The 26,159-nt window shown below is 48.5% G+C and carries 23 protein-coding genes; 14 read left to right on the forward strand and 9 right to left on the reverse strand.

Annotation, left to right across the window (positions count from 1 at the left end; genetic code table 11):
• The first annotated feature begins 90 nt into the window (after positions 1-90).
• On the forward strand, positions 91-909 hold the full coding sequence (locus tag NATSA_RS00080; protein ID WP_210509287.1) for an esterase/lipase family protein: 819 nt from the start codon (positions 91-93) through the stop codon (positions 907-909).
• 1 nt (position 910) lies between these two features.
• On the opposite strand, the gene surE is transcribed toward NATSA_RS00080, so the two are convergent.
• From surE to NATSA_RS00110, 6 genes are all read right to left on the reverse strand, one after another.
• Positions 911-1,684, reverse strand: coding sequence for a 5'/3'-nucleotidase SurE (gene surE / locus NATSA_RS00085; protein ID WP_210509288.1), 774 nt, complete (start codon positions 1,682-1,684; stop codon positions 911-913).
• Positions 1,677-2,504, reverse strand: coding sequence for a 3-methyl-2-oxobutanoate hydroxymethyltransferase (gene panB / locus NATSA_RS00090; RefSeq protein ID WP_210509289.1), 828 nt, complete (start codon positions 2,502-2,504; stop codon positions 1,677-1,679). Before panB ends, surE begins: the two co-directional genes overlap by 8 nt.
• Positions 2,501-2,938 carry a 3-hydroxyacyl-ACP dehydratase FabZ gene (gene fabZ / locus NATSA_RS00095; RefSeq protein ID WP_210509290.1) on the reverse strand — a complete coding sequence of 146 codons (438 nt, stop codon included), beginning with the start codon at positions 2,936-2,938 and terminating at the stop codon, positions 2,501-2,503. The genes panB and fabZ overlap by 4 nt, the downstream gene beginning before the upstream one ends.
• 181 nt (positions 2,939-3,119) lie before the next feature.
• Positions 3,120-3,809, reverse strand: coding sequence for a bifunctional demethylmenaquinone methyltransferase/2-methoxy-6-polyprenyl-1,4-benzoquinol methylase UbiE (gene ubiE / locus NATSA_RS00100; protein WP_210509291.1), 690 nt, complete (start codon positions 3,807-3,809; stop codon positions 3,120-3,122).
• Positions 3,810-3,815: 6 nt separating this feature from the next.
• A complete protein-coding gene (locus tag NATSA_RS00105) occupies positions 3,816-4,469 on the reverse strand; it encodes a hypothetical protein (protein WP_210509292.1) in 654 nt (217 codons plus the stop codon).
• 142 nt (positions 4,470-4,611) lie between these two features.
• Positions 4,612-5,115 (reverse strand): ComF family protein, encoded by a 504-nt coding sequence (locus tag NATSA_RS00110; RefSeq protein WP_210509293.1) that lies wholly within the window; start codon positions 5,113-5,115, stop codon positions 4,612-4,614.
• Between the two features lie 454 nt (positions 5,116-5,569).
• On the opposite strand from NATSA_RS00110, the gene NATSA_RS00115 reads away from it, so the two are divergent.
• The 7 genes from NATSA_RS00115 to mtnA all read left to right on the forward strand — a co-directional run bounded on the left by NATSA_RS00115 (position 5,570) and on the right by mtnA (position 15,531).
• Complete coding sequence (locus NATSA_RS00115) at positions 5,570-7,132, forward strand: helix-turn-helix domain-containing protein (RefSeq protein WP_210509294.1); 1,563 nt, start codon at positions 5,570-5,572, stop codon at positions 7,130-7,132.
• A gap of 14 nt (positions 7,133-7,146) precedes the next feature.
• Complete coding sequence (gene ligA, locus NATSA_RS00120) at positions 7,147-9,147, forward strand: NAD-dependent DNA ligase LigA (protein ID WP_210509295.1); 2,001 nt, start codon at positions 7,147-7,149, stop codon at positions 9,145-9,147.
• 92 nt (positions 9,148-9,239) lie between these two features.
• Positions 9,240-9,593 carry an STAS domain-containing protein gene (locus NATSA_RS00125; RefSeq protein ID WP_210509296.1) on the forward strand — a complete coding sequence of 118 codons (354 nt, stop codon included), beginning with the start codon at positions 9,240-9,242 and terminating at the stop codon, positions 9,591-9,593.
• A gap of 60 nt (positions 9,594-9,653) precedes the next feature.
• Positions 9,654-11,093: a sodium:solute symporter gene (locus NATSA_RS00130; protein WP_210509297.1), complete on the forward strand. Its 1,440-nt coding sequence runs from the start codon at positions 9,654-9,656 to the stop codon at positions 11,091-11,093.
• A gap of 30 nt (positions 11,094-11,123) precedes the next feature.
• Complete coding sequence (locus tag NATSA_RS00135; protein ID WP_210509298.1) at positions 11,124-13,496, forward strand: HD family phosphohydrolase; 2,373 nt, start codon at positions 11,124-11,126, stop codon at positions 13,494-13,496.
• Between the two features lie 29 nt (positions 13,497-13,525).
• Positions 13,526-14,431, forward strand: a complete 906-nt coding sequence (gene xerD / locus NATSA_RS00140) for a site-specific tyrosine recombinase XerD (protein ID WP_210509299.1) — start codon at positions 13,526-13,528, stop codon at positions 14,429-14,431.
• Positions 14,432-14,475: 44 nt separating this feature from the next.
• Positions 14,476-15,531 (forward strand): S-methyl-5-thioribose-1-phosphate isomerase, encoded by a 1,056-nt coding sequence (gene mtnA, locus NATSA_RS00145; protein ID WP_210509300.1) that lies wholly within the window; start codon positions 14,476-14,478, stop codon positions 15,529-15,531.
• Positions 15,532-15,535: 4 nt separating this feature from the next.
• Here the strand turns inward: mtnA and NATSA_RS00150 are convergent, their stop codons facing one another.
• Complete coding sequence (locus NATSA_RS00150; RefSeq protein ID WP_210509301.1) at positions 15,536-16,207, reverse strand: L-threonylcarbamoyladenylate synthase; 672 nt, start codon at positions 16,205-16,207, stop codon at positions 15,536-15,538.
• A gap of 267 nt (positions 16,208-16,474) precedes the next feature.
• Entirely contained in the window at positions 16,475-17,782 is a 1,308-nt protein-coding gene (pfp, locus tag NATSA_RS00155) for a diphosphate--fructose-6-phosphate 1-phosphotransferase (protein WP_210509302.1), read from the reverse strand.
• A gap of 323 nt (positions 17,783-18,105) precedes the next feature.
• On the opposite strand from pfp, the gene NATSA_RS00160 reads away from it, so the two are divergent.
• Entirely contained in the window at positions 18,106-18,816 is a 711-nt protein-coding gene (locus tag NATSA_RS00160; RefSeq protein WP_210509303.1) for a metal-dependent hydrolase, read from the forward strand.
• Between the two features lie 68 nt (positions 18,817-18,884).
• Here the strand turns inward: NATSA_RS00160 and NATSA_RS00165 are convergent, their stop codons facing one another.
• The gene (locus NATSA_RS00165) at positions 18,885-19,334 is read right to left on the reverse strand and encodes a DUF420 domain-containing protein (protein ID WP_210509304.1); all 450 of its coding nucleotides are present in this window, start codon (positions 19,332-19,334) and stop codon (positions 18,885-18,887) included.
• Between the two features lie 470 nt (positions 19,335-19,804).
• Between NATSA_RS00165 and NATSA_RS00170 the strand changes: the two genes are divergently transcribed.
• From NATSA_RS00170 to NATSA_RS00190, 5 genes are read left to right on the forward strand one after another with little or no spacing between them, the layout of a single operon-like run.
• A complete protein-coding gene (locus tag NATSA_RS00170; protein WP_210509305.1) occupies positions 19,805-20,452 on the forward strand; it encodes a cytochrome c3 family protein in 648 nt (215 codons plus the stop codon).
• A 35-nt stretch (positions 20,453-20,487) separates the two neighbouring features.
• Complete coding sequence (locus NATSA_RS00175; RefSeq protein ID WP_210509306.1) at positions 20,488-23,520, forward strand: TAT-variant-translocated molybdopterin oxidoreductase; 3,033 nt, start codon at positions 20,488-20,490, stop codon at positions 23,518-23,520.
• A 44-nt stretch (positions 23,521-23,564) separates the two neighbouring features.
• Positions 23,565-24,962, forward strand: coding sequence for an NrfD/PsrC family molybdoenzyme membrane anchor subunit (gene nrfD, locus NATSA_RS00180; RefSeq protein WP_210509307.1), 1,398 nt, complete (start codon positions 23,565-23,567; stop codon positions 24,960-24,962).
• Positions 24,963-24,964: 2 nt separating this feature from the next.
• Positions 24,965-25,507: a DUF3341 domain-containing protein gene (locus tag NATSA_RS00185; RefSeq protein WP_210509308.1), complete on the forward strand. Its 543-nt coding sequence runs from the start codon at positions 24,965-24,967 to the stop codon at positions 25,505-25,507.
• A 23-nt stretch (positions 25,508-25,530) separates the two neighbouring features.
• The gene (locus NATSA_RS00190; protein ID WP_210509309.1) at positions 25,531-26,151 is read left to right on the forward strand and encodes a c-type cytochrome; all 621 of its coding nucleotides are present in this window, start codon (positions 25,531-25,533) and stop codon (positions 26,149-26,151) included.
• Positions 26,152-26,159: the final 8 nt, after the last annotated feature.

The following is a 26,159-nucleotide window of genomic DNA, read 5'->3' on the forward strand; positions in this document are numbered from 1 at the left end:
ATCGCCGGCTGTGCTGAACTGCTGTTGTGCTTCGGCTGTGCTTTATTGCTGACAAATTAATTAATCAACAAAACACGGTAAATCGCAAGGATGGTCAAAACATTACCCCAACCGGATGTGTATCCGGTCAGATATCCTGTTCTTCTCTGTCACGGATACGGTACCATTGCCGGGTTTGTCACACCTTCCCCGCTTCACCATGTGTGCATGCAGATGAGAAAGCACGGGGTCATGGCTTTTGCGCCAAACATCGTGCCGTATGCCCGAATTGAGGTCCGGTCAGCAGAGTGGCTGAAAATTCTGGGGCGGATAATGCTTGAAACATCGGCACCCAGGGTAAACATTATAGCCTACAGCATGGGCGGGCTTGACATTCGTCACATGGTGCATAAACACAATCTGGCTGATGTCGTTGCATCTGTCACAACCATATGCACTCCTCACCGGGGTTCCTCGCTTGCGGAGACGGCACTGAATACTCCGAAAATCATACGCGATCAGTTATTAAATATCACCAATATGATGGGCAACAAAGTATATCCCGATATTCCGAGTGACGCTGACGGTGCCTTGCACCAACTCACCAGGAAGCATATCAACGAGTCTTTCAACAAGAAGATTACCGATGTCCCCGGCATCCCCTATTTCTCCTTTTCGTCTGCCTGCGGGAAAGGGACCAGTCACAAAATCAACACTCCGCTCAGGTATTTCAACAATATTATCTACGAAAATGAAGGTGTGAATGACGGGTTCGTAAGTAAAGAAAGTGCCGTTTACGGTGATCATATCCGCCCGACGTATCTGTCACATCTCGAACTCATCAAGCTGGGACTGATGCGCGAGCACAGAAAGGAGTGGCTGCACTTCTGGAGAGATGTTATGAACCTGCTGGTTGAAGCAAAACTGTAGCTTATTCCAGTTCACTTCCCTGTTTGCCGTAAAACGAGTGGGCGGTCAGATCGTACTGTATCGGTGTGATGGTGCCAAACCCTTTTTTTAGCAGGTTGAGATCCAGATCTTCGCCTTTGTCAAGTATCTCCAGTCTTCCTGTTATCCAGAAATAGGGTTTATTATGCGGGTCAACGCGGCCTTCAAATTCTTCAACATACCTGCTGTTGGCCTGCTTGGCCCAGCGGAGACCTTTCAGCGGACCTCCGGGTGCATTCACATTCAGTGTGACGCCTGCAGGAAGTCCGTTTTGCAGGACATAGCGGACAGCCCGGCGCGCCGCCTCCTGGGCTCCGCTCAGATCAGCCGATTCACTGAATTCCATGCAGCTGACGGCAATCGCCGGATAACCAAGAATCGTTGCTTCGGTTGCAGCACTGACGGTTCCCGAGTAAATGATATTAATCCCCGCATTGGAACCATGGTTGATACCACTGAGTACCAGGTCTGGTTTTTTCTGCATAAGTTTGTCATGGCCCAGTTTCACGCAGTCTGCAGGCGTTCCGTTCACAGCCTGTCCCTCCATCCTGGAGTTTATCTGAAATGACGTAACCCTGAGCGGATCGGATACGGTGATTGCATGACCTACCGCACTTTGCTGGCGGTCAGGTGCAATGATATCAACCTGTCCGAACTCCGCAGCTACTTCGGCCAGAGCACGTATTCCGGGTGCAAAAATTCCGTCGTCGTTGCATACAAGGATGCGCCTTTCGGCATCATATAAACTGTTACTCATACTGCTCTTTTGTGTCAGGGAACAATCCCTTTTTTACGTCTGATTTGTATTTATGGAAGGCATCTGTCATTACCGTGTGCAGATCGGCATATCGCCGCAAAAACCTGGGTGAAAAATCCTTGTTAAGTCCAAGCATATCATGAGTCACCAGAACCTGTCCGTCACATGCATTTCCGGCACCTATCCCTATGGTGGGAACCGAAAGTTCAGCAGTAACCTGTTCGGCAAGCTTGTATGGAATTTTTTCCAGGACAACAGCAAAACAACCGGCTTCTTCAAGCTTCCTGGCATCATCGAGGAGCTGACGGGCCTCCTCCTCTTCCGTTGCCCTGACTTTGTATGTGCCGAATTTGTAGATGCTCTGAGGAGTAAGACCGAGATGGCCCATGACCGGTATACCGGCGTCAACAATTTTTTTAATGGTAGATGCGATGTATGCGCCACCCTCAAGCTTGACAGCATGAGCGCCGGCTTCTTTCATCATGCGTCCGGCACTTTTCAGCGCACCCGTATCAGTAACCTGATAGCTCATAAAAGGCAGATCGGCAACAACCAGAGAGCGTTCAGCTCCGCGAACCACACAAAGTGTGTGATAAATCATCTGATCAAGGGTAATTGGAAGTGTAGTTTCGTGTCCGGCCATGACATTGCTGGCTGAGTCGCCGACCAGTATGATTTCGATACCGGCCTGATCAACAATCTTTGCCATGGTGTAGTCATATGCCGTTAACATGCTGATTTTCTCAGCACGGTGCTTCATTTCAACTACGGTTCTTGTGGTAATTCGGGATGCGGATGCTGATGGTGGTTGTGTACTCATAATTTATCTTTGGGCACAATAGCTGCGGTTGCCTCAATTTCACAAGCCATGTCACCGTCCACAGTTGCCTTTCCCCCCATGGTCAGGAAATTCCGGCGTGAGCTGACGAGCTCTACCTCCAGCCGCAACTGGTCACCGGGCACTACCGGTCTTCTGAACCGCGCATTTTTTATACCCGAAAAGACGATGATTACTTCATCCGGATTATCAATTTTGTTTTTTAGTGTCAGCAGACAGCCGGCCTGAGCCAGAGCTTCCACCTGCAGCACTCCCGGCATGACGGCTGCACCGGGAAAGTGACCATTAAAAAACTCTTCATTCGAAGTGACGTTTTTGATGGCTACGATATTTTTTTCTCCCAGCTCCAGTACGCGGTCTACCAGCAGGAACGGGTAACGATGCGGCAGCAGCGACTTGATTTCTTCAATTCTCATGTTCATCAATTTGTTGAGGAATGTGATCGGATAAAATACAGAACTTGTCACAAGGAAACCAATGCACCCTGCATTTCGGATACAATGTGTCCGGGATGCTGTCCCTGCTCAAAAAAACCGGCTGAAAATACCCTCATCACAAATCTGCATACCGGACAACACGGGAAACAACAGATGACAATTACAATACTTTTCCGGAATAAATGTAGGCAATCCCCTGCATGAGCGGAATAAATTCAACGGACTGAAATCTTCCGTTTTTTTTCATCTCCGCTGCAAACTGTTCTCCTGCCGGAAATGCGGCACTGGTTTCAGGAAGATACTGGTATGCATCCTTGTTGCCGCTGATCCATGCTCCCAGTGAAGGAATAACATATTTACTGTGCAACCGGAACGGATACTTCATCAAACCGTAGGGCTGACCAAACTCCAGCACCATTACTTTTCCACCCGGCCTGACCACCCGCGCCATTTCTGCCAGTGCAGTCTGGATATCATCAACATTGCGAATACCGAAGGCGATGCTGCTGATGTCGAACGAGTCGTCTTCGTACGGGAGGTCCATGGCGTCGGCGACTTCCCACCGGATATCAACATTTTGTTTGCGGGCCTTTTCGGGGGCGGGGGAGAGCATTTCTGCACAAAAATCAGTTCCCACCACGGTGCCGCCGGATCCGACTGCCTTTTTGTATTCTATTGCCAGATCACCGGTGCCCGTCGCACAATCCAGTACATGCATTCCCTGTCTGGCCCCGGTGAACTTTACGGCTTTTTTCCGCCAGCTGTGATGCACACCCAGTGATAATACCGAATTGAGCAGGTCATAGCGACCCGATATGGATGCAAACATCCGCCGAACTTCTTCACTCATGCTGTCTTATTTCCTGTTTTTAAATTTTCTTGCTACCTCTTTTTGCTGCTCGATCAGTGACAGTATCTCCTTTTCCATGGCACCGACCTCTTTTACGGGTACATCCTCTTTAATTGCATATTTGAGTATGATCATCTTTAATACCCGGTCATTGAGCAGCAGCGTTCCCTCAAACAATTTTCCGTGAAGCCATTCCACAAGGTAGCGAATCCACCCGAATTTCAGGAAACAGAACATGATAATACCGAAAACCACGGATTCGTATTGCCCGGTAATTCCCATCCAGCTTAAAACCAGTATGGAAATCAATACCACCAGAATCTCTTTGTCAAGTAACCATAGAATATTGGTCAGTGTCAGACTCACCAGACTGCTTTTATTTATATGCCAGATTGGAACAAAGAAAAGTGTGAGTACAACTGCAGGCAACAGCCCCTGGTAGTACAGCAATGTCATGAATAATACAATACCAATATTATCTGCACTTCTGATCCAGATTTCGGCTTTTTTTACCATTTTTTCGAGTGTATGCTTTTCCAGCAAGCCGGGGGCATAGCTCCGGAGGGCCTTCGAGGTAATATGAAACCAGTTGCCTGCAGAAGTGAAAATTCCGCGGGGCGTTTCTATAAAATGGCTGTCTGGGTGCCTTGATACACTCATTTGGAAATATGAATCTGAATCTGCATTAGGATATATCCGGCGTATAAATTATTGCTATCCGAGGTAATCACCAAACAGGAGATCACCAAACAGGAGATCACTATTGTCTCAACGCCATTAACGACGGCATAGAATAAATCTTTTATGCCCTTGCAACCGTAGCAAGTCCAATGTGATCACATAAAGGTCTGACAACTCCGGCTAATTCAAGCATGGTAGCACCGGTTGTGATGACATCATCGATGATAAGAACCCTGCCGGACTGAAACACTTCAGGTTTGGCAAGCTGAAATGCTCCTGCTATGTTATTTTTTCTTGATGCAGAACTTAGCCCCGTCTGAGTCCGGGTATTCTTTATGCGTTTTATTGCCGACTGGTCAACTATTTCAGCTCCGGTTGCTTTAGATATTCCTTCCGCTATCATGGCTGATTGATTATAGCCTCTTTTCCTCTGGCGTGACGGATGAAGCGGTACCGGCAAAAGCAGCACTTCCTCATCGAGGTCAAAAAACGGATTTTTCCTCAGCTTGAGGCTTAATTTTCGTCCCAGGACCCTGCCAAGTTCAGACACCCCACTGTATTTCAGATGATGCAGGACATCCTGCAGGTATCCACCCTTGTCAAACTCCCAAAGTGAGTCCTGCATAGTAATCCAGTCCGGTATGATTAACCCGTCACAAGACTCCCTGTACTCTTCATTTGCTGGTTCAAAAGCATAATCGAGACAGTATGTGCAAATATGGCTGTTATCATGAAACAACCTGTCTCCGCACACAAGACAACTTACCGGGTACAGTAAATCGAATATATCGGACCCCAGAGTTTTAAAATATCCAATCAATTCAGCACACTCCGTTTTTTTTCTCAGTTTTCATACCTTTCGGTAATTAGAGTTGAATTATCTGCGTTCCTTACAACACGGCGAATATTTCTTATATTCAGACAGATCATATACTGTTGCAGCATGAACACATTCCGGGTAATATGCCGGATTTCATGACACACAGAAGGATCCAGTGGTTTATGGGGCAATGAAACAAATCTTCTGCCGACATTTTTTATCAGCCTTTATGCAAAATCAATAATTCCAGGTAACCCAAATGTCCAACATTTCCGACGACCTTGTTCAAATCAGAAAGTCAAAGCGACTGAGCAGGCAGGATGTCTATTACAAATGCCGACTCCCGATCGAAACCATTGAAGCAATCGAGGACGGGTCGATCTTTTCCGGAACGACGAAAAACAAAACGTACCTGAGAAGCTATTTCCGGACCTACGCAAAAGCCGTGGGAATTGCTGATTCCGACATGATCAATGCCCTTGATGAACATGAAATCGGCACGTACAATGACGGGCTTTATCAGATCTATGTTGCCGGCAACAGCGGCGGCAGGGATTCAGAAGACAAAAAAAAGGATACCGCCGAAGAAGATTGGGGCAAACCGGATAAAAAAGCTGATGATAAAGAGCCGGAACAGCAGGCAAAGGGTTCAGCGGATGAAAGTGACCGCAATGATACCGGATCAGCTTCTGAAGAATCCTCGCCGCAACCAGCCGATGACAGGAAAAAAAACGAGGGCCTGAAAAAGTCCCAGACCATTACCCCTGAATCTCAGGAAAAAACAATCGATGATGTTGAATGGGAAGACAAAAGTCTGAAAAAACCACTATCCACTTCTACAATGGCAACGGAGTCAGCAGCAGGGGCATCTTCATCATCAGATGAAAAATCCGCACCGCCCGACCTCAAAAACATTGACTGGGCTTCAAGAGTTAAAACTGCTGTCTACAAACCGCAAAGAAACCGCCTCTTCTGGGTTATAATTGCAATTTTACTGGCCCTGGCAATTGCCGCAGGATCCATTTACTGGTTCTGGCAGCCGGAAGAGGATCCGCTTACCCGTGCTCCTGCAGCAGAAGAGAACGCGGTTACTGCAGAAAATGAATCCGGCAGCCATGCAGGTGATACGGATGACACGGGTGCCGACCCGGAAGAATCAACGGCCGCAGCCGGAAGCGGAACCGGTGACAGTCCACAGGTGGCGGAACCATCCGATCAAGCCGAACCACCGGCGCCTGATGAAGCCCCTGAACCTGACGGACAGGTCGCGCCTGATGATCCCGGCATCGCCGGTGAAGAGCCGGTTGCGGATGACATCTCCGGACCTGAAACATCCGACGAAACAATCGGCGAGCTTGGAATGCCGGTTGAAGATCAGGATGATGATGCAGCTGCAGAAATGGATGAAAGCACGATCACCGACGAACTTTTCACAGATTCGGTTGAGGACGACACTCTGTTTATTTATGCCTATGCACTTCACGGAAATCTCGAACCGATCAGGGTGCACTCTGACCTGTTTACTGAACAAGAAGACAACGGAAGCCTGCCGCTGCGCCCGTACTGGGTCGAACAGGGACAGTTGATGCGGTTCGATTTTACTGATGAAATCACATTTCAGGGAACACTTTCACGAATGGTCCTGATCTTCAATGGCAATCTCATCGAGGATTTCAGTCAGTTTTATCTGGACGGAACCCGGGTTCGTCTCACCAGAGCTGATCTGGCGGATAACGACCAGTTTGCTGAACCCGATTCCGACATCTTTGAAAACATGCCCCTTCCCGTCTCGATTTTAGACCGTCCTCGTTTTTCACCGTAACAACAGTTTTTCCTATGAATAATGAGAAGGCAGGCAAGAGGGTGAGGGAACTGAGATCCCTTCTGGAAGCGGCCAATGATGCTTATTACCAGGAAGCTGCACCGCTGATGTCGGATCGCGAATATGATCTGCTTCTTGATGAACTGCGTAAGCTTGAAGAAGAGTATGGTTTTGATGCAGGCAGTTCCCCGACCAGCAGGGTTGGAGGAAAGCCAACCAAAGAGTTTCCTACGGTTGTTCATCCGGTTCCCATGCTCAGTCTTTCCAACACGTACAACAGTGACGAACTTAATGATTTTGACCGCAGGGTAAAAAACATACTGGGCCATGAAAACTACAGTTATATGGCCGAACTGAAGTATGACGGCATGGCTGTCAGACTTCGTTACGAAAATGGCCGCCTGACCCTTGGAGCAACAAGAGGTGACGGTACTCAAGGAGATGATATTACCCCCAATATTCGCACTATCCGCGACGTACCGCTTGAAATTCCTGCAGAAATTGCACCTGAAGTCGAAATACGCGGTGAAGCGTATATGGAAGTTGCGGCGTTTGCAAAAATGAATAATCAGCGATCCGAAAACGGTGAGAGTGTTTTCGCCAACCCCCGCAATGCTACTGCCGGAACGCTGAAGCTGCAAAATCCCGCTACGGTTTCTCGTCGTCCGATACGTATGTTCGCCTACGATCTTCTTATCGACGATGACAACAGGCAGCGCACGCAGGAAGAAAAACTGAATATTCTTGAGGAGGCCGGGTTTCAGGTCTGTGAACACCGCAAGCGATGCAAAAATATAGATGAGGTGCACGATGTGATTTCCTCCTGGGCCGGAATACGGAAAAACCTCCCTTATGAAACCGATGGCGTAGTCGTAAAAGTCAACGAAGAGCGTTACCGCGAAATCCTTGGTCAGACTGCAAAAGCACCGCGATGGGCTATTGCCTACAAATTCGAAGCCGAACAGGCTGTAAGCCGCATCCGCGAAATTACCCTGCAGGTTGGCCGGCTGGGTACCATAACACCGGTTGCTGAACTTGAGCCTGTGTCACTGGCAGGAACCACGGTCAAAAGAGCGACGCTTCACAACGAAGAGGAAATTCAGCGGAAAGACATTCGTGTTGGTGATCAGGTGACCGTTGAAAAAGCGGGAGATATCATCCCCCAGGTCATTAACGTGATCTTGCAGGAAGACAAACATCGCGATGCGCCCTTCAAAATGCCGGAAAAATGTCCGGCATGTGATTCAAAGCTGGTAAAGCTTCCCGAAGAGGTTGCCTGGCGCTGTACCAACAACCAGTGCCCGCCGCAGATCCGGAGCCGGCTCGAACATTTCGCATCCCGTGACGCAATGGATATCGAAGGTCTGGGAAGTGCCGTAGTCGGTCAGCTGGTTGCTGCCGGACTCGTGCAGACATTTCCCGATTTATACCGTATTTCAAAAGAAGACCTGATACCACTGGAGCGAATGGGTAAAAAAAGCGCTGAGAATCTTGTCAATGCTATTCACAAAAGCAAGGAGAAGCCATTTGAAAAAGTCCTTTATGCTCTTGGCATCAGGTTTGTAGGTGTTACTGTAGCCCGTGATCTGGCAAAGGCATTCTCTGATATTGATAAATTGTCAGCAGCCTCGGAAGAAGATCTCTGCGAGGTTGATTCCATCGGACCGCGTATCGCCGCGTCAGTCCGCTCCTTTTTCTCCAATCCTGACAACAGCTTAATGGTCAGACAGCTGCGTGAAATCGGATTGCAAATGGAAACGGAGAGCCCGTCAGATAATACCGGAAACTTGTCAGGCCTGACTTTTGTCCTCACCGGAACACTGCCGGGTTTGAAACGCAACGATGCCAGGTCAATGATTGAAAAGAACGGCGGAAAAGTCTCAACGTCTGTCAGTAAAAAAACCGACTATGTCGTTGCCGGTGATGAAGCAGGCAGCAAACTTGACAAGGCAAAGAAACTTGGTATCAGGATTCTGGATGAATCTGAATTCATCAGATTCATTGAAAAAAGATGAGAAAGTCAACGGATTTGTTATTTTATGCTCCGGGAGCGGATCCAGAAATATTCCATGTTAACCATTGATCAGAATACCCAAAGAGGTTATCGATGAAGTTTGAAATTCAGACCGAAGACAATTATTCCATAATGACCCTGAAATCGGAGCGGCTTGACAGCAAGGTGGCTCCGGAACTCAAAAGCCAGTTCATCGTTCTGGCCAATACCAGTGACTCCGGTCACCTTATTCTGGATTTGAGTGCTATCAGTTTTGCTGATTCAAGTGGCCTGGGGGCATTGCTGCTTGCACAAAGACTCTACCGGGATCTTGACCGCAATCTTGTATTATGCAATGTTCCTGAGCGTATAAAGAGCCTGCTGAGCATTTCCCAGCTCGACAACGCATTTACCATTGCCGCTGATACCGATGAAGGCATTACTCTTGCCTCTGAGATGGAAGAGTAACACTTTGTACCCTCTTCGACCGGCAGCGCCGGGGCATCATAAACATAATTTTTGCATTACATGGGACTTTCATTAATTGACCTGCTGGTCATCATTCTGTATTTATTGCTTTGTGTTGTAATTGGAATCAAGGCTGGAGGACGGCCTGCCGATTCCACCTCTTACTTTAAAACGGACGGCAATGTTCCCTGGTGGGCAGTTTCACTTTCCATTGTTGCCACCGAAACAAGCATGCTCACGGTCATATCGATCCCGGCCGTTGCCTATCTCGGAAGTTTTGTATTCCTTCAGATTGTATTCGGTTACATACTGGGCCGCATAATCATCGCCTGGCTCATACTCCCGTCCTACTTCAAAGGAGAGCAGAAAACAGCATACACGTTTTTCAAGGAGCGCTTCGGCCCCAATTTTCAAAGACTAATCTCGATCGTATTTCTTGTTACCCGCCTGCTTGCTGACGGTGTCCGCCTTTTTGCCGCAGCCATTCCCATAAAAGTGATCACAGGGCTGGATTATCCCATTTCCATCTCCATCATTGCCGCCCTGACACTGGCTTACACATATTACGGCGGACTGAAATCTGTCATCTGGATCGATGTCCTTCAGCTTGCCGTCTATACCTTTGGCGGTGCCTTTGTGATATGGTTTGCCGGTACACAACTTGTCGACCCGCTGATTCCCATGCTTACAGAAGCAGATAAAATGCAGGTCATTACCCTTCCGCATTCGTTCACCGAAATATTCACCACTCCATACAATATTATTGGTGCCGTGCTGGGAGGAATGTTCCTGTCGATGGCGTCACACGGTGTCGATCACCTGATGGTCCAGCGGCTCCTGGCATGCGGACAGTTGAAAAAAGCCAGGATTGCCATCGTATCCAGTGGTTTTCTCGTGCTTGTTCAGTTTGTTCTTTTCCTGATTGTCGGGATGACCATTTACGGCTACTATCAGGGGTTGTCCATCAGTGAACTTGGACTTACCCAGGCCGACGAGGTGCTTTTGAAATTCATCAATGAAGAAGTCCCGGTAGGTATTGCCGGACTGCTTATTGCAGGTCTGTTCGCCGCGGCAATGAGTACTCTGAGCAGTTCGCTTTCGGCCTTGTCCTCTTCTACCCTGTTTGACGTATTCCCGAAACTGTCCGAGCTTCCGAATTCGATGATCATATCCCGCGGATTCACGCTGATGTGGACCGGTGTTTTCATACTGTTTGCCATTTCTTTTTCCGATACCGAAAACCCGGTTGTTGAACTTGGACTGGCTATTGCCGGATTCACTTACGGAGGCCTTCTGGGAGCATTTTTCACTGGCCGGTTTACATCCATTCACCGAATCAGTGCTACCATAGCTCTGATGGTATGCGTATTTTCAATGGCGGCTATCATATTTTTAGGGAATATTGCATATCCATGGTATACTTTGATTGGCGTAAGTATTTTCTTCACTGTAGCTGCAATTGCCGACGGTATTCGCCGGCTGGTTTCCGCTGATGGGTGATTCTCTCAAGACATTTTTCCTCCTGTTGCTATGGGATTTTTAGACAAACTGGGGCTGCAGCGCAAAAAAAAGGCTTTTGTTCCTTTCACTGTTGAAAAACAGAAAAAGGACAAGGTTCCCGGGCTCTTCAGCAAGAACAACGTATTCAAGTTTTTGCTGAGCATCGGTTTTCTGGCGCTGGTAATCGGACTCTATCCCAAATCAACCTTTCATGAAACGGCATATAACATAGGTGACCCCTGGCGGGATGATGATCTGACCGCACCGTTCACCTTTAGTCTGATAAAAGACGATGCCGAGATTCGTGAAGAAATCCGGGAAATCCAGCAGTATACGCCTCCCATTTTCAAGGTCGATCACAATGCCGAATCAGGCGCTTTTAATCGCCTTGATGAATTATTCCGGGAAATGCTGCCGGTGCTGCAGGCCTACTCAGACTGGCAGGAATCCAGAGCGATGGAGTCGGCCCAGGCCCGGGATGACAGCCTGTACTTCTCACGCCTTCGAAACAGGTCCGAAATCAACCTGGAAACAAATGACTGGGAGCCCCTTCTTGAGCATTATCACGAACTGACGGAAAGCCCCGGCGATACTCCCGCATTCCACGAGCAGATACAAAACAAACTGGCTGATCTGCTGCGCGAACTTTACTCGGACGGGGTCATCGATATCCCGAAAGATGACATCCAGACAGACGAAATCACGGTACGTGATCTGCGGGAACGCACCGAGCGGACTGTTTCCCTGGATCTGATCCGCACCGTGAATGATGCCCGGAATTTTGCAGAAACCCGTCTGGCGCGCAGGTTTGACGGAGAAGTTGTTCAGTCGGTATTGCTGTTGTTCGACGGTATTGCAGAACCCAATTTAAGGTTCAGTGAAGAGGATACAGAAGAACAGGTTCAGGAAAAAATTGAGGCCATCTCCCCAACCAAAGGAGCTGTATCCGCCGGGCAGGTCATAATCAGGCGCGGAGACATCATTACACCCGAACGGCACAACATGCTGCAAAGCCTTGCGCGGGCACGTGCGGAAAGAGCAAGTGATATTGAGCTGTGGAAACAGTATTTCGGCGAGTCACTGCTGGTGCTGGCCGTATTCCTGATTTTCTTTTTCTATATATATCTGTACCGGCGCAAAATTTTTGATGAAAACCCGATGCTGCTTCTGGTTTTTCTGACTATTGCCCTGGTCTATACCATCGGCGCTTTTGTTGCCCGCGTTGATGAACTTTCACCTTATGTCGTGCCCTTTGCAATAGCACCTATACTGCTTACCATCATTTTCGATTCAAGGGTCGGACTGATGGCTACTACCATGGTGGCCATGCTGGCAGGTTTGATGTTTGGAAGCAGTTTCGAGTTTGTAGTGGCCACCATTACGGCCTGCAGCATCGGAGTCTATTCCGTCCGTGATATCAAAGACCGCAGCCAGTTCTATCTGACTACCCCGGCTCTCATCTTTTTCTCCTATGCCCTGGTATTGCTTGGTTTCACACTCACAAAAGTTGGCGGATGGAGCATATATGCGGATAATCTGCTCTTTCTTGCCGGAAATGCCGTCGGTATCTGGCTGGCCTACCCGCTTATTCTGCTGGTCGAAAAGACGTTCCGTATCACTACGGACGTAACGCTTCTGGAACTAAGTGATACAAACCGCCCTATCCTCAAACAACTTATGCTGGAAGCTCCCGGCACTTTTCACCACAGCCTCCAGGTAGCCAATCTCTCAGAAGCAGCAGCCACCGGCATCGGGGCAAATTCACTGCTCTGCCGTGTAGGCGCGTTGTACCATGACATCGGAAAACTTGAAAAACCACAGTATTTCGTCGAAAATCAACGCTCAGGGAATGTACATGATAAACTGAAACCCAGGATGAGTGCACTGATCATAAAAAATCATGTGGATGCCGGTGTTAAAATGGCCAAAGAAATCGAGCTTCCCGAAACGATCATCAAATTCATACGCACCCATCACGGCACGTCACTGATCCGGTTCTTTTACGAAAAAGCCATGAATGAGTCCGGCAATGATCAGGAAATTCAGGAAGAAGATTTCCGCTATGATGGACCGATACCCGATTCCAAAGAAACCGGTATCATCCTGCTGGCTGACGGAGTCGAAGCAGCCTCGCGATCCATGTCAGACCATTCCTTCCAAAAGCTCGAAAACCTGGTCAACCGAATGGTTGATGACAGGCTCTCCGAAGGCCAGCTCAACAATTGCGCACTTACTCTGAAAGACCTGAAAATTATTAAAGATATTTTCATACGTATCCTTCAGGGCATGTATCATGGCCGGGTGAAATACCCTGACAAACAGGAGGAGGCCGCTTCCGGCCAGACCGGAGAGAAGAGTGCTGATGATTCAGCCGGTAAATCAAAAAGTAACCGGGCTGAGTAAACCGGGCTTGTGCCTGCATATCCAGACAAATGACGTATTTTAAAAAACAGAGAGAACAGTATCTTTACTTTCTTAAACTTGAAAAAGGACTGGCTGAAAACTCCCTGCAGTCATATGACAATGACCTGCGGCGCTATCTGACCTTTATCGGACGCGATATCGGAATCGGCGACCTCTCAGGTGTAACTCTCGGTCACATTGAGACATATTTACTGGAGTTGCGTTCCATGCAGCTTTCGGTCAGCACCCTTTCCAGAAATATTTCATCCATCCGTGGTTTTCACCAGTTTGCCGTTGTTGAGCAATGGTGTCCGGCAAATCCCGCCGAACTGATTGAGTTGCCGAGAAAAGGCAGAAAGCTGCCGGATGTACTTGATCAGCATGAAGTTGCTGCTGTGATTGAGGCTCCCGACCGCCGTGACCGGCTGGGATTAAGAGATGCAGCTGTTCTGGAATTGATGTATGCAACCGGGCTCCGGGCGTCGGAAACCATTGAACTGCAAACCGATCAACTCATTAATGAACTCCAGCTTGTCAAAGTAATCGGAAAAGGTAACAAAGAGCGGCTTGTCCCCGTTGGTGAAAAAGCTCTTGAAGCCATAAGTGATTATCTTCGCAATGCACGCCCGTTTCTGATGAAAAATCCCGATACAGCAAAAAACCGCCTGTTTTTGAGCTACAGAGGGAAGCCGTTGTCCCGTATGAGCCTGTGGCATATCGTAACGGGTGCCGCAAAAGAAGCCGGCATAACCAAATCCATACATCCGCACACGCTGCGTCATTCATTTGCGACTCATTTGCTTGAGGGCGGTGCGGATCTCAGGGCAGTACAGGAAATGCTGGGCCATGTCTCCATCCTGACTACCGAGATTTACACGCACATAGACCGTTCGTTTCTCGAAGAAGTGCACCGCACGTATCATCCGAGAGCATAATAACGCAGAACATTTTAATTCCCACACTCAGCATATGTTACAGCATGAATAACAAGAACCCGGAACTGCACATAGTTGAACCGATTCAGTGGAAGGAAGACCACATCCGCATTATCGATCAGACTTTTCTTCCCGGAAGGGAAATTTATCAGGATATTTTCGAAGTAGGAAAAGTGTGGGAGGCGATCCGTTCCCTGCGGGTACGCGGAGCTCCGGCCATAGGTATTGCAGCAGCCTACGGAGTTTACCTTGGAGCCAAAGATCTGCCGGAGATCGAAATAGTTGATCTTCACTCAGAGATTCAGCGAATCTGCGAATACCTGTCGTCGGCACGACCCACTGCTGTAAACCTGCAGTGGGCACTGGACCAGGCTCTTAGTCTGTCTGACAGCATGCAGGGAGAACCTGCGGAAAAAATCACATCCGCCCTGCTGGATCTGGCCAGGGACCTTCACGAAAATGACAAGCAAATCTGCGCTGATATTGGAATTGCCGGCCAGGAGCTTATTCCTGACAATGCCGCCATTATCACCCATTGCAATACGGGAAGTCTGGCAACCGGAAAGTACGGTACGGCACTTTCTGTCATATATCATGCCCACCTGAAAGGTAAAAAAATTCACGTGTGGGTGGATGAAACCCGCCCTTTGCTGCAGGGAAGCAGACTTACCGCCTGGGAACTTGAGAAAACTGGAATTGATTATCACATCATTGCAGATTCCATGGCCGGATGGGTCATGAAATCAAGCAAACCCGACCTTGTCATAGTGGGGACGGACCGTGTGGCGGCAAATGGTGATGTTGCCAATAAAATCGGCACATACAGTCTTGCTGTTCTGGCAAAGCATCACGGTATCCCTTTTTACGTAGCGGCACCGAAGTCATCCATCGACCTGAATACTCCGACAGGTGATGACATTCCCATTGAAGAACGCCAGGATGATGAGCTTCGAGTCATAGGCGATCAGGTTACCGCACCGGAAAAAGCTCCGGTGTATAATCCGGCCTTTGACATCACCCCGCACGAGCTTGTTGATGCTTTTATCACGGAAAAAGGGATAATCCGGCCGGACTATACCGCGAGCCTGAAACAGATCTGAGATATCAGGCTTCAACCGGAGTCAGATCAGCAACAGCGCAAACAGAAAGGAACTCGTCATATCCTTTTCCTGCCCTGATGACAACCGGATCAGCATCAGACATGTCCACAATGGTAGAAGGTTCATTTGACAGCTGCTGCTCATTGTCAACAATCAGATCAATCTGCTTTTCAAATCGTCTGAATAGCTCCTTTCGGCTTGTAGTTCCGTTCCCATGACCGTCTTCATAATCGGGATGGCGGGCGGTGGTGGCTATAAGCGGGTCTCCAAGTTCATCCACAAGTTTCTGGCAAATCGGATAGTCCGGCACGCGGAACCCGATCGTTTGGCGCCTGGGATTGAGCAGCAATTTCGGTACTTCCTTGGTGGCCGGCAAAACGAAAGTATATGGCCCCGGAATCAGTTTTTTTATCACTTTGAACTGATTGTCACCAAGTTTGGCAAATTTTGATATTCCGGTGAGTGAATCGCATATAAGAGTCAGCAGATGATCATTTTTCAGCTGACGGATCTGCCTGATGCGTTCAATCCCCTTTTTGTTCGAATAAAGGCAGGCCAGGGCGTATTGTGTATCCGTCGGCAGCAACAGTATATCATCATTCTTAATGTGATCGGCTATGGAGTAAATGCGTTTTTGGTGTGGTGTTACCGGATGAAGTTTGATCTTTTCTGCCATAATTACTCCCGATTGAGTGGTGGATATTAATCAGAAAATAAAGCGCTGTGCAAGGCATTTGTCAGCCAGTCGCCATTTACAAGATGCAGATTTTATTGCAAATTATCTATCTGACGTCATTCATGATGAATCACTTTTCCCATAATACATCTGCGGTCAGGACTTGCGGTTGCAAAAAAAAAAAGCACGGCCTCCGGCATTATTATCCGGAAACCGCGCTGATCTGATACATCAAAAACGAGATGTCAAAAAAAGCTGATAAGCTTATTAGAAACTTTCGGGAAAGTTATTCCTAATGCTTTTGCTCACTTCATCGGTTTCTACCTCGAACTCAGTGACATACTCAAATTTCGATTTGAAATCCGCGCCGCTGATACCGGCTGCATTACCAAGTTTTTCAAGCATCTCATCGTTTTTAAAGTCATTGCTTTCCAGGCGGATCATGTACTGCATGGCAATTGCAAATGACATGGCGGTGCGGTCAACCATTCTGATCTTGGTTTTACCGGTTTCCTTGTCCAGGATATCCTTGAAATACATCGGCACAAAGTGGCCGCCCTGGATGGATACCATGGCAGCAGTACCGCCTTTGACGATGAACTCAACAGCAGAAAACCCAAGATCCCTTGTGTATTCCATATCATACGGAATCGGATCGGCACAGCGCAATTCGTAACCGATGTTTTTCGATACAATAGTAGTTTTCTGGCTGAGTTCCTCGAGACGCTTCTTAACGGAGTTTTTTAGAATCTCTCCGAGGTCAAGCTCGGCAAAACGCAGATTGTCATGCTCGTCGCGCTCGAGTTCAGCCAGGCCTTCAAGCTCCTTGGTACTGAGACGTTCAACCAGACCTTCGGCAAGAATAACAACACCGTTATGCTGCCCCAGGGCTTTGCGTTTGAGAATGGACCCAACCAGAATATCCGTCAGCTTGCCAAGCGGAATTTCTTCCTCTTTGAACTCCTCGGGTATCAGTGTGAGAGTGGCACTGGAAGCCTTGCCGATACCGAGAGCCAGGTGTCCTGCCTTGCGTCCCATGGAAACCACGAAGTACCAGCGGGAAGTGGTCCTTGCATCCTCCATCAGGTTTTTGACAATCTCAACACCGATATGTCGTGCTGTCTGGAAGCCGAATGTCGGAATTCCGTGCGGCAGATCAAGGTCGTTATCAATGGTTTTGGGAACATGAACGACACTGATCTTGCCATCAGCATGCTTCTCAAGTGTCATGGCACTGAATGCCGTATCATCACCGCCAATGGTCACCAGCTTGTCAACACCCAGCTTCAGGAGCGTGTTGATGGCAGTTTCGAGATCCTCTTTCTTTTTTGTGGGATTATCACGGGCAATTCCGATGAAAGAACCGCCGCGAAGATGGATCCTGCTTACCTTTTCAATAGTCAAATGCTCGATGTGAGAAGTATCGCCTCTCATGATCCACTTGAATCCGTCTTTCAGTCCGAGCACTTCATATCCATGCTGAATGGCCCTGATAGCTGCAGATCCGATAACACTGTTGATTCCGGGAGCTGGTCCACCAGCCACAAGGATGGCTAAACGCTTTGGTTGAGACATAAGTTGTAATATTTTTGAGTGAAGGTTTCTGAGGCAGTCAGTCCGCTGCTGCCTGTTAAAAATGACGTTATATAACCGTTTATATTAACACCGGTAGTCATGCCTGATACCTGATAATCCCGGAGTCAGATTGTGCTGTCAAACCAGAACAGGATTCGGCACGCATAACCAGGCACCGTATCAGGCTGAAAAATCATACTTCTGTTTCCGGCTCTAAAATAAGATTATCTTATGGCAAACGGTAGTGTTTTTTTTCTTGTTTTTGATTAAGAGCAGGCGATTTTTACAAGTATTCCACAATCATAAAACAAAAGAGGTGCGCAATGATTACAGCTCGATGGTTAGGTCATTCAACGTTTCTGTTTGGCACATCATCAGGAAAAAAAGTTCTTGTCGATCCTTTCCTCACAGACAATCCAAAGACACCTGATTCCTGGAAATCACCCGATCAGATAGATTTCATACTGCTGACTCACGGACACATGGATCATGCCGCCGATGCGATTCCGATAGCAAAAAAAACCGGCGCAAAGGTAGTTTCCATCGTTGAGCTGTCGGCACTGCTGAAAGAGGATGGTTTGCCGGAAGAACAGGCAGTTGAAATGAACAAGGGGGGAACTGTTGACCTCGGCGCTTTCAAGGCAACAATGACCAATGCCAATCATTCAAATTCCTGGAACGGCAAGTATGCCGGAGAACCCGCCGGATTCATTCTCCATTTTGGGAACTTCAAAATCTACCATGCCGGTGATACGAATATCATGCCCGATTTCAAAATGTACCGAAAGCTGTACCGCCCGGACATGGTTATTCTGCCCGTGGGTGACTATTACACTATGGGTCCGGCCGAAGCGGCCTATGCATGCAACATAATGGAACCCCGGTTTGCCATTCCCATGCACTATGGCACCATGCCAATACTCACGGGAACACCGGAAGAGTTTATTTCCCTGGTAGAAAAATACGGTAACAAGAAAACGAAGATAATCGTACCTGAGCCCGGAAAGGAATTCATGGGTTCTCTTGATATCTGATTCGCCTTATAAGCCCCCCTCTCTTCCGGGGGCTTTTTTTTGCCTTCTTTATACCGCCGGAAGAATAATTACTGCAGGTAATAGAGCTTGTCATAGCTCCCGGAGAATTCCATCATCAGGTAGACGATCACCCCGGTCACAGAAACGTACATCCAGACGGGCCAGGTCCAGCGGGCAATTTTTTTATGCCGCTCAAAATCTTTTCTGACAGCCCGGTACATCGTAAGCAGTATCATGGGCAGATTCACTATGGCCAGAATTATATGGCTGATCAGAATGGCAAAGTAGACCGGACGAATCCATCCCGTGCCATCGTAACCCACGGAGCCAACCTGGTAATGAAAAATGACATAGCTGATCAGGAAAAGAGCGGACATGATGAATGCAGACCACATCATTCTCATATGAGCCTGAATATTCCGTTTTTTTATGAATATGAAACCGGCAAAGAGAAAAATGGTTGCAATGGAATTCAGAACAGCATTAAGCTGCGGGAGGTCTGTAATGGTAATAATCATGGAGCGCGTTTCGGTTGATCGTTATCGGGAGTATTGGGGATAAAGAAACTGACAGGATTGAATATCAGGGATTTAGAACAGCTGCAATTTAGAATAAGTTCAGCTAAATACCGATGCATATGTGAGTACTGATGTAACTGCAGAGGCCGGAACAGTTTACTCCCCTGCCTTTAAAACAGAAAAAAAAAACAAATCTATTCCTGAACTCTTAAGATTATGTGAAATTTCATTTTTTTCTTTTTTTTAGCTTCCAATTTCAGCTATATTTATTGCCAATCAGTGATGTACGTTTCTGTTTTTCATCGGATATGGTGCGTATCCATACCTGCCGAGAACAAAGCAATTCGTGCAAAATTGGAATGAAGGTCAATGTAATATATATGACACCCACTGGTCCTGTCACCCGGCTTGCCTTGTCATTCCCGAACTGATTACAGGTATCCTTCTATTCAAATATAAATGCTGTATATATGGCGCAGATTTTTCCCGAATGGGTCAACAATATTCCAAAGCGGATACATCTTGCTACGATTATCATAATCACGGGTATTATTTTTGGCTTCTGGTATTTCGGCTCCCCTGAATATCTGGAAGTAGGTTACGCACCGAATCAACCCATTCCATACAGTCATAAATTCCATGTTTCGGAACTCGGTCTGGATTGTCAGTACTGCCACGGATCTGCCTGGGAATCGGCAGCTGCCGGAATCCCATCCACTGAAACATGTATGACTTGTCACGAATATGTAGCCACAGACAGCGAAAAACTGCAACCGTTATTTGACAGCTGGGAAAGCGGTGACCCAGTAGAGTGGATACGGGTAAATGATGTTCCTGATCACGCTTACTTTAACCACTCCATCCACGTGAACGCAGGTGTCGGCTGCGCCACCTGCCACGGACGTGTTGACCGGATGGAAGTGGTCATGAAAACCGAATCCATGAGCATGGGGTGGTGTCTCGACTGCCACAACGACCCGGGGCCGAACCTGCGGCCTGTTGAAGAGGTAACCAATATGGCCTGGGAACCGCCTGACGATCACTATGAATTTGCCCAGATGATCATAGAGAAGCGCAATATTGACGCCTCCGTCTATTGCAACGCTTGTCACCGATAATCAATACTTCTACGATACCGAACGATTCTTAACATATGTCCAAAGAGCAACAACAAACGTACTGGCGAAGTCTCAACGAGTTGGCTCAAAATGAAGAGTACAGGAAATTTGCAGAACGAGAGTTTCCCGAAAATGCCACGGAACTGACCGACGGAGTTTCAAGAAGAAACTTCCTCCAGATCATGGGAGCATCTGTAGCTCTTGCCGGACTGGCATCCTGCCGCAAGCCGGTTCAAAAAATCATGCCCTATACCCGGCAGCCGGAGCATCTTGTTCCCGGAAAGCCGCTATTCTACGCAACTGCCGTTCCTTTCAAAGGCAATCTGACCGGGATCGTTGTTGAAACTCATGAGGGACGTCCCACAAAAATTGAAGGCAACGATCTGCATCCTGAAAGCAAAGGCCGGACCAACTCCCGCATGCAGGCCGCTATTCTGGATATGTATGACCAGGACCGGTCCAGAAAAATCCGGCAGGACGGATCTGACAGAAGCTGGGACGATTTTGTCTCTTTCTGCAATGACCATTTTTCCGACACCGACCGCAGCATTGCATTCATCTCTGAAGCCAGTTCGTCACCATCGCTGCTCAGACTGCGCGGGGAGGCACTGGACAAATTCCCGAATGCCCGGTGGGTCACCTTTGAACCCTACAATGATGAGTCCCTGTTAAGCGGGATACATAAAGCTTTCGGCCGGCGCCTGCGACCGTTGCATCATTTCGGTAAATCCAGGATTACGGTGTCGCTGAATGATGACTTCATGCTGGATAGTGATAATGATATTGTCCATATCGGCGATTTTGCAAAAAGCAAAGCCATTCCTGAAGATCAGAACGGCAAACCGTCGAGACTTTATGTAGCAGAAAGCAATTACTCCCTGACCGGATCAAATGCCGATCACAGACTGCGGATCAAATCATCCGAAATTCCACTTTTTGTTTTTGCACTGGCCGGCAAACTTGCTGACTCCCTGGATGACCTTGAGGCCTTTTCAGGATATGGTAATGAATTCAGTGATCACAGCTGGATCAGCGTACTTGCCGAGGAACTGCTTGCCCATCAGGGAAACAGCATCCTGACCGCCGGATCCGAACATGATCCCGACGTACATGCCACTGTGGCCGCCATCAATTTCGCTTTGGGCAACACCGGTGAGACGATAGATTATCTCGAAGTTCCGCATCTTGAAGAAGATGATCAGAACGAACGCTTCAGCGAACTTGTCGGAGAAATGAACGCCGGCAACATCGACACAGTGATAATGGTGGGAGCCAATCCCGTATTTACGGCACCATCAGACCTCCGGTTCAACGATGCTCTGGAGCAGGTTCAGAACCGGCTTCACCTTTCCCTCCATTATGATGAAACTTCGCGCGCATCCGACTGGCATGTCAACCGCGCCCATTTCCTCGAAACCTGGGGCGACGGGTATTCCTGGAGCGGAGCACGATCGGTTATTCAGCCCTTGATACAGCCACTCTTCGATGGAAAAAGCGAAGTTGAGTTTCTGCATGCTGTTGTTCACGGAGAGGATGAGTCCGGACACAGCATTGTAAGAAAAACCTGGCAAGAACAATTCTTTACGGATGCTTTTGAAAGCAACTGGAACAGGGTTCTTCACGACGGGCTGCAGCAAGACACCGGTTTCACCCCGGCCGATGTTTCACTGGATGCCAATTTCTCCGCCGAAGCCGCCGGGTTTCTTGCCATGCCGGCTGAAATACCCGCAAATGCAATTGAACTGGTCTTAAAACCTGACCCGAAACTGCATGACGGCCGCTTTGCTAATAACGGATGGCTTCAGGAACTGCCGGATCCCATGACGAAAATCACATGGGACAATGTGGCTCTGATCTCTCCCAACACCGCTGAACGCATCGGTGTGCCGCCCGAACGACGTTTCGGCGACCCGGAGCAGCAGGTTATCTCCATTACGGATGAAAATGGAAATCAGATTGAGATTGCGGCATGGGTCCTGCCCGGGCATGCTGACAACAGCATCACTGTTTACACCGGGTACGGACGCGAACAAATCGGAAGAGTGGCTGACCAAGTAGGAGTTAACACCTACTCTCTTCGCTCAAGTACATACCGGCTGTTTATTAAGGATGTGGATGTGTCGACTGTCGGACGAACCTATGAAATAGCCAGCACCCAGGATCATCACAGTCTGGAAGGCCGTCCGCACGTCAGGGAAGCAAGCATTGACTACTACCGCGAGAATCCCACCTTCGCCCAGGATGCCGTTTACACTCCGGGGATGAAAGAAGGCAGGGAACATGCCGTGCAATTGTTTTCCGACAAGGAGTTTCCCGATCACGAACCTCAGTGGGGAATGACCATCGACCTGAATTCCTGTGTCGGATGCGGTGTCTGTACCATTGCCTGCCAGGCCGAAAACAACATCCCGGTGATCGGCAAGCGGGAAGTCCGCCGGGGACGCGAAATGCACTGGATCCGGACAGACCGCTATTTCAACGGTGATGACACCGACAATCCTAAAGTTGTACATCAGCCCGTGCCATGCATGCATTGTGACAATGCTCCCTGCGAACAGGTGTGCCCAGTCGCCGCTACTACGCACAGCGATGACGGGTTGAATCAGATGACGTATAACCGGTGCATCGGCACCCGGTACTGCTCAAACAACTGTCCCTACAAGGTGCGCAGGTTCAACTTTTTCAATTACTCCAAAGAGTATCTGACATCCGGTGATGATCCCGAGATCATTCAAATGGCAATGAATCCGGACGTTACGGTCCGGTTCCGCGGAGTGATGGAAAAATGCACGTACTGTGTGCAGCGAATCAGCAGAGCCAAAATCGATACCAAGAACGAAACGGGTGATTCGATCAAGCCGCCGGACGGAACCGTTGTGACTGCATGTCAGCAGGCCTGCCCTGCCAATGCAATCTCTTTCGGTGATATCAGTGACGATCAAAGCAAGGTCTCCATCGAAAAACGCAAAGACCGGAATTACATGATGCTTGAAGAGCTGAATGTTCGTGCCAGAACAACCTATCTGGCCAAAATCCGAAACCCAAACGATAATCAGGCTGTAACCTGACAGCAACAGCCATCTGCATTACGAAAACATAAGTATCTTTTTTCATGAGTCAGAATACCGTTACTGTGCAGGATAACCAACTGGTGAAGGGCAATCACGATTTTGCCAGCATCACCAAACTGATCGCGGATATTCCCCAGGAGCGAACCCCGCTCTGGTGGTACATTGCTTTTGGTATCTCCAACATTGTCATGGCCGTCATGCTGGCCATGGTCATTTGGCTGATCTGGCAGGGTATTGGTGTCTGGGGGTTGCAGCAGCCTGTCGGCTGGGGATGGGATATCACCAACTTCGTATGGTGGGTTGGTATCGGACACGCCGGAACACTCATTTCTGCCATTCTTTTTCTTTTCCGGCAGGGATGGAGAACCGCCATCAACCGTTTCGCCGAAGCAATGACGATTTTTGCCGTGATGTGCGCCGGCCTTTTCCCGGCCATACACGTCGGCCGCATCTGGACCATCTACTGGATTTTCCCGCTGCCCAACTCAATGCAGCTCTGGCCCAATTTCAACAGTCCGCTCTTGTGGGATGTTTTTGCCGTATTCACGTACCTGACCGTTTCCACCCTTTTCTGGTATGTGGGACTGGTGCCGGACCTTGCGACCATGCGTGACAGGGTCAAAGGCAAAATATCAAAATTTGTCTACGGAACGCTGGCTCTTGGCTGGACAGGCGGCAACCGGCAGTGGCAAAACTATGAAAAAGCGTACATGATTCTGGCCGGCCTGGCCACCCCGCTTGTACTTTCCGTGCATACGATTGTCTCTTTTGACTTTGCCGTCTCTGTCATCCCGGGATGGCACACCACCATTTTCCCGCCCTACTTTGTCGCCGGGGCCATATTTTCCGGCTTTGCCATGGTGCTTTCGCTGATGATCATTGCCCGCAAGCTTTACAGTCTCGAGGATATCATGACTGTGGATCACATCGAAAAGATGAATATCATTATACTGGTCACAGGCAACATGGTAGGCTTTGCTTATGCGATGGAGTTCTTTATCGCCTGGTACGGCGCCTTCGAATACGAAAAGTTTGCTTTCGTAAACCGGGCATTCGGCCCGTATGCCTGGGCTTACTGGACTATGATCATCTGCAATGTGGTCTCTCCCCAGTTTTTCTGGGTGAAAAAATTCCGGCGTAATATAACCCTGACCTTTATTCTGTCCATTGTCATAAATATCGGCATGTGGTTTGAACGGTTTGTGATCACCGTGACCTCGCTTGCCCAGGATTATCTTCCCTCTTCATGGGGATACTTTACACCGACATATGTAGATGTCCTGACCTATGTCGGTACATTCGGTATGTTCTTCACTTTCTTCCTTCTCTTCCTTCGCTTCCTGCCAATGGTTGCGATTTCCGAAGTCAAGGGCGTCATGCCTCAGGCTGATCCGGCCTACTACAGATCCAACAATGGTAATGCTTCAAAATCAGATTAGTTATGAGTGCAAGTAAAAACCCTTTTGCTGTTCTGGCTGAGTTTAAGAATCCTGCTGATCTCATGGATGCCGCCTCGGCAGTCAATAAAGCAGGGTACAAACATTTTGACACCTACAGCCCGTTTCCGATTCACGGGATGGACGATGCCATGGGACTCAAATCCTCCAAACTGGGATGGATTGTGCTGATTCATGGCATCATCGGTCTTGCGGGCGGCATAGCCCTTCAGGTCTGGTCCATGAATATTGCCTATCCCGTTCATATCAGCGGAAAACCGTATCTGAATTTCCCCGCATTTGTTCCGGTAGCATTTGCACTGGTAATTCTGCTATCCTCTTTCGGTGCATTCATGGGGATGTTTTTCCTCAACAAGCTTCCTCGGCTGCATAACCCCCTGTTCAATTCAAACCACATTGAGCGGGCCAGTGATGACGGATTTTTCCTGTGCATCGAGGCCAGAGATCCGATTTTTGCCGAAAAGAAGACCACTGAGTTCCTCGAAAAACTGGGTGCAACAAACACCGAAATCATTCCGGACTCCTGACTTTTGCATTATCTCATCATGCCATGAAGAATATCTCGACCAATATATTATATCTGCTCTTTCTCACTGCTCTTTTGGGTGCCTGCCGGGGTCAACCCTCCGACAAGCCGCCGATTCATACACAGTACAACATGTACTGGCAGGAGCGGTTCAATACGCAGCAGGAAAATCCTTTTTTTGCTGACGGACGGTCAGCCCGCATGCCCGTCGAAGGAACCGTTGCCCGCGGTCTTTTAGAAGATGACCCTGCCTACTATCAGGGCATCAATGATGACGGCAGCTATGTCGATACAATGCCGGTTGATATAACCCGATCCTTTTTGATGCGCGGACAACACAAGTATGATGTTTACTGTGCGGTTTGCCATGGCGGTGTGGGAGACGGCGGGGGGCCGGTATCTGATTACGGCTACGTTGCAGCATCCCTGTTGTCCGACAATACACGGGACATGCCTGACGGTGAAATTTACAGTGCCATATACAACGGTGTCCGGACAATGAACTCCTACCGTCATCAGATCAAAGTCGAAGACCGCTGGGCCATTGTCGCTTACGTTCGCGCCCTGCAATTAAGCCAGGACGCCGGAGAAGAAGAGCTAAGAGATCTTGGCATCGATCCCGCACAGTTTACCGAAAATGACTAATCGTTTAG

Source organism: Natronogracilivirga saccharolytica, assembly GCF_017921895.1.
Classification (GTDB): Bacteria; Bacteroidota; Rhodothermia; order Balneolales; family Natronogracilivirgulaceae; genus Natronogracilivirga; species Natronogracilivirga saccharolytica.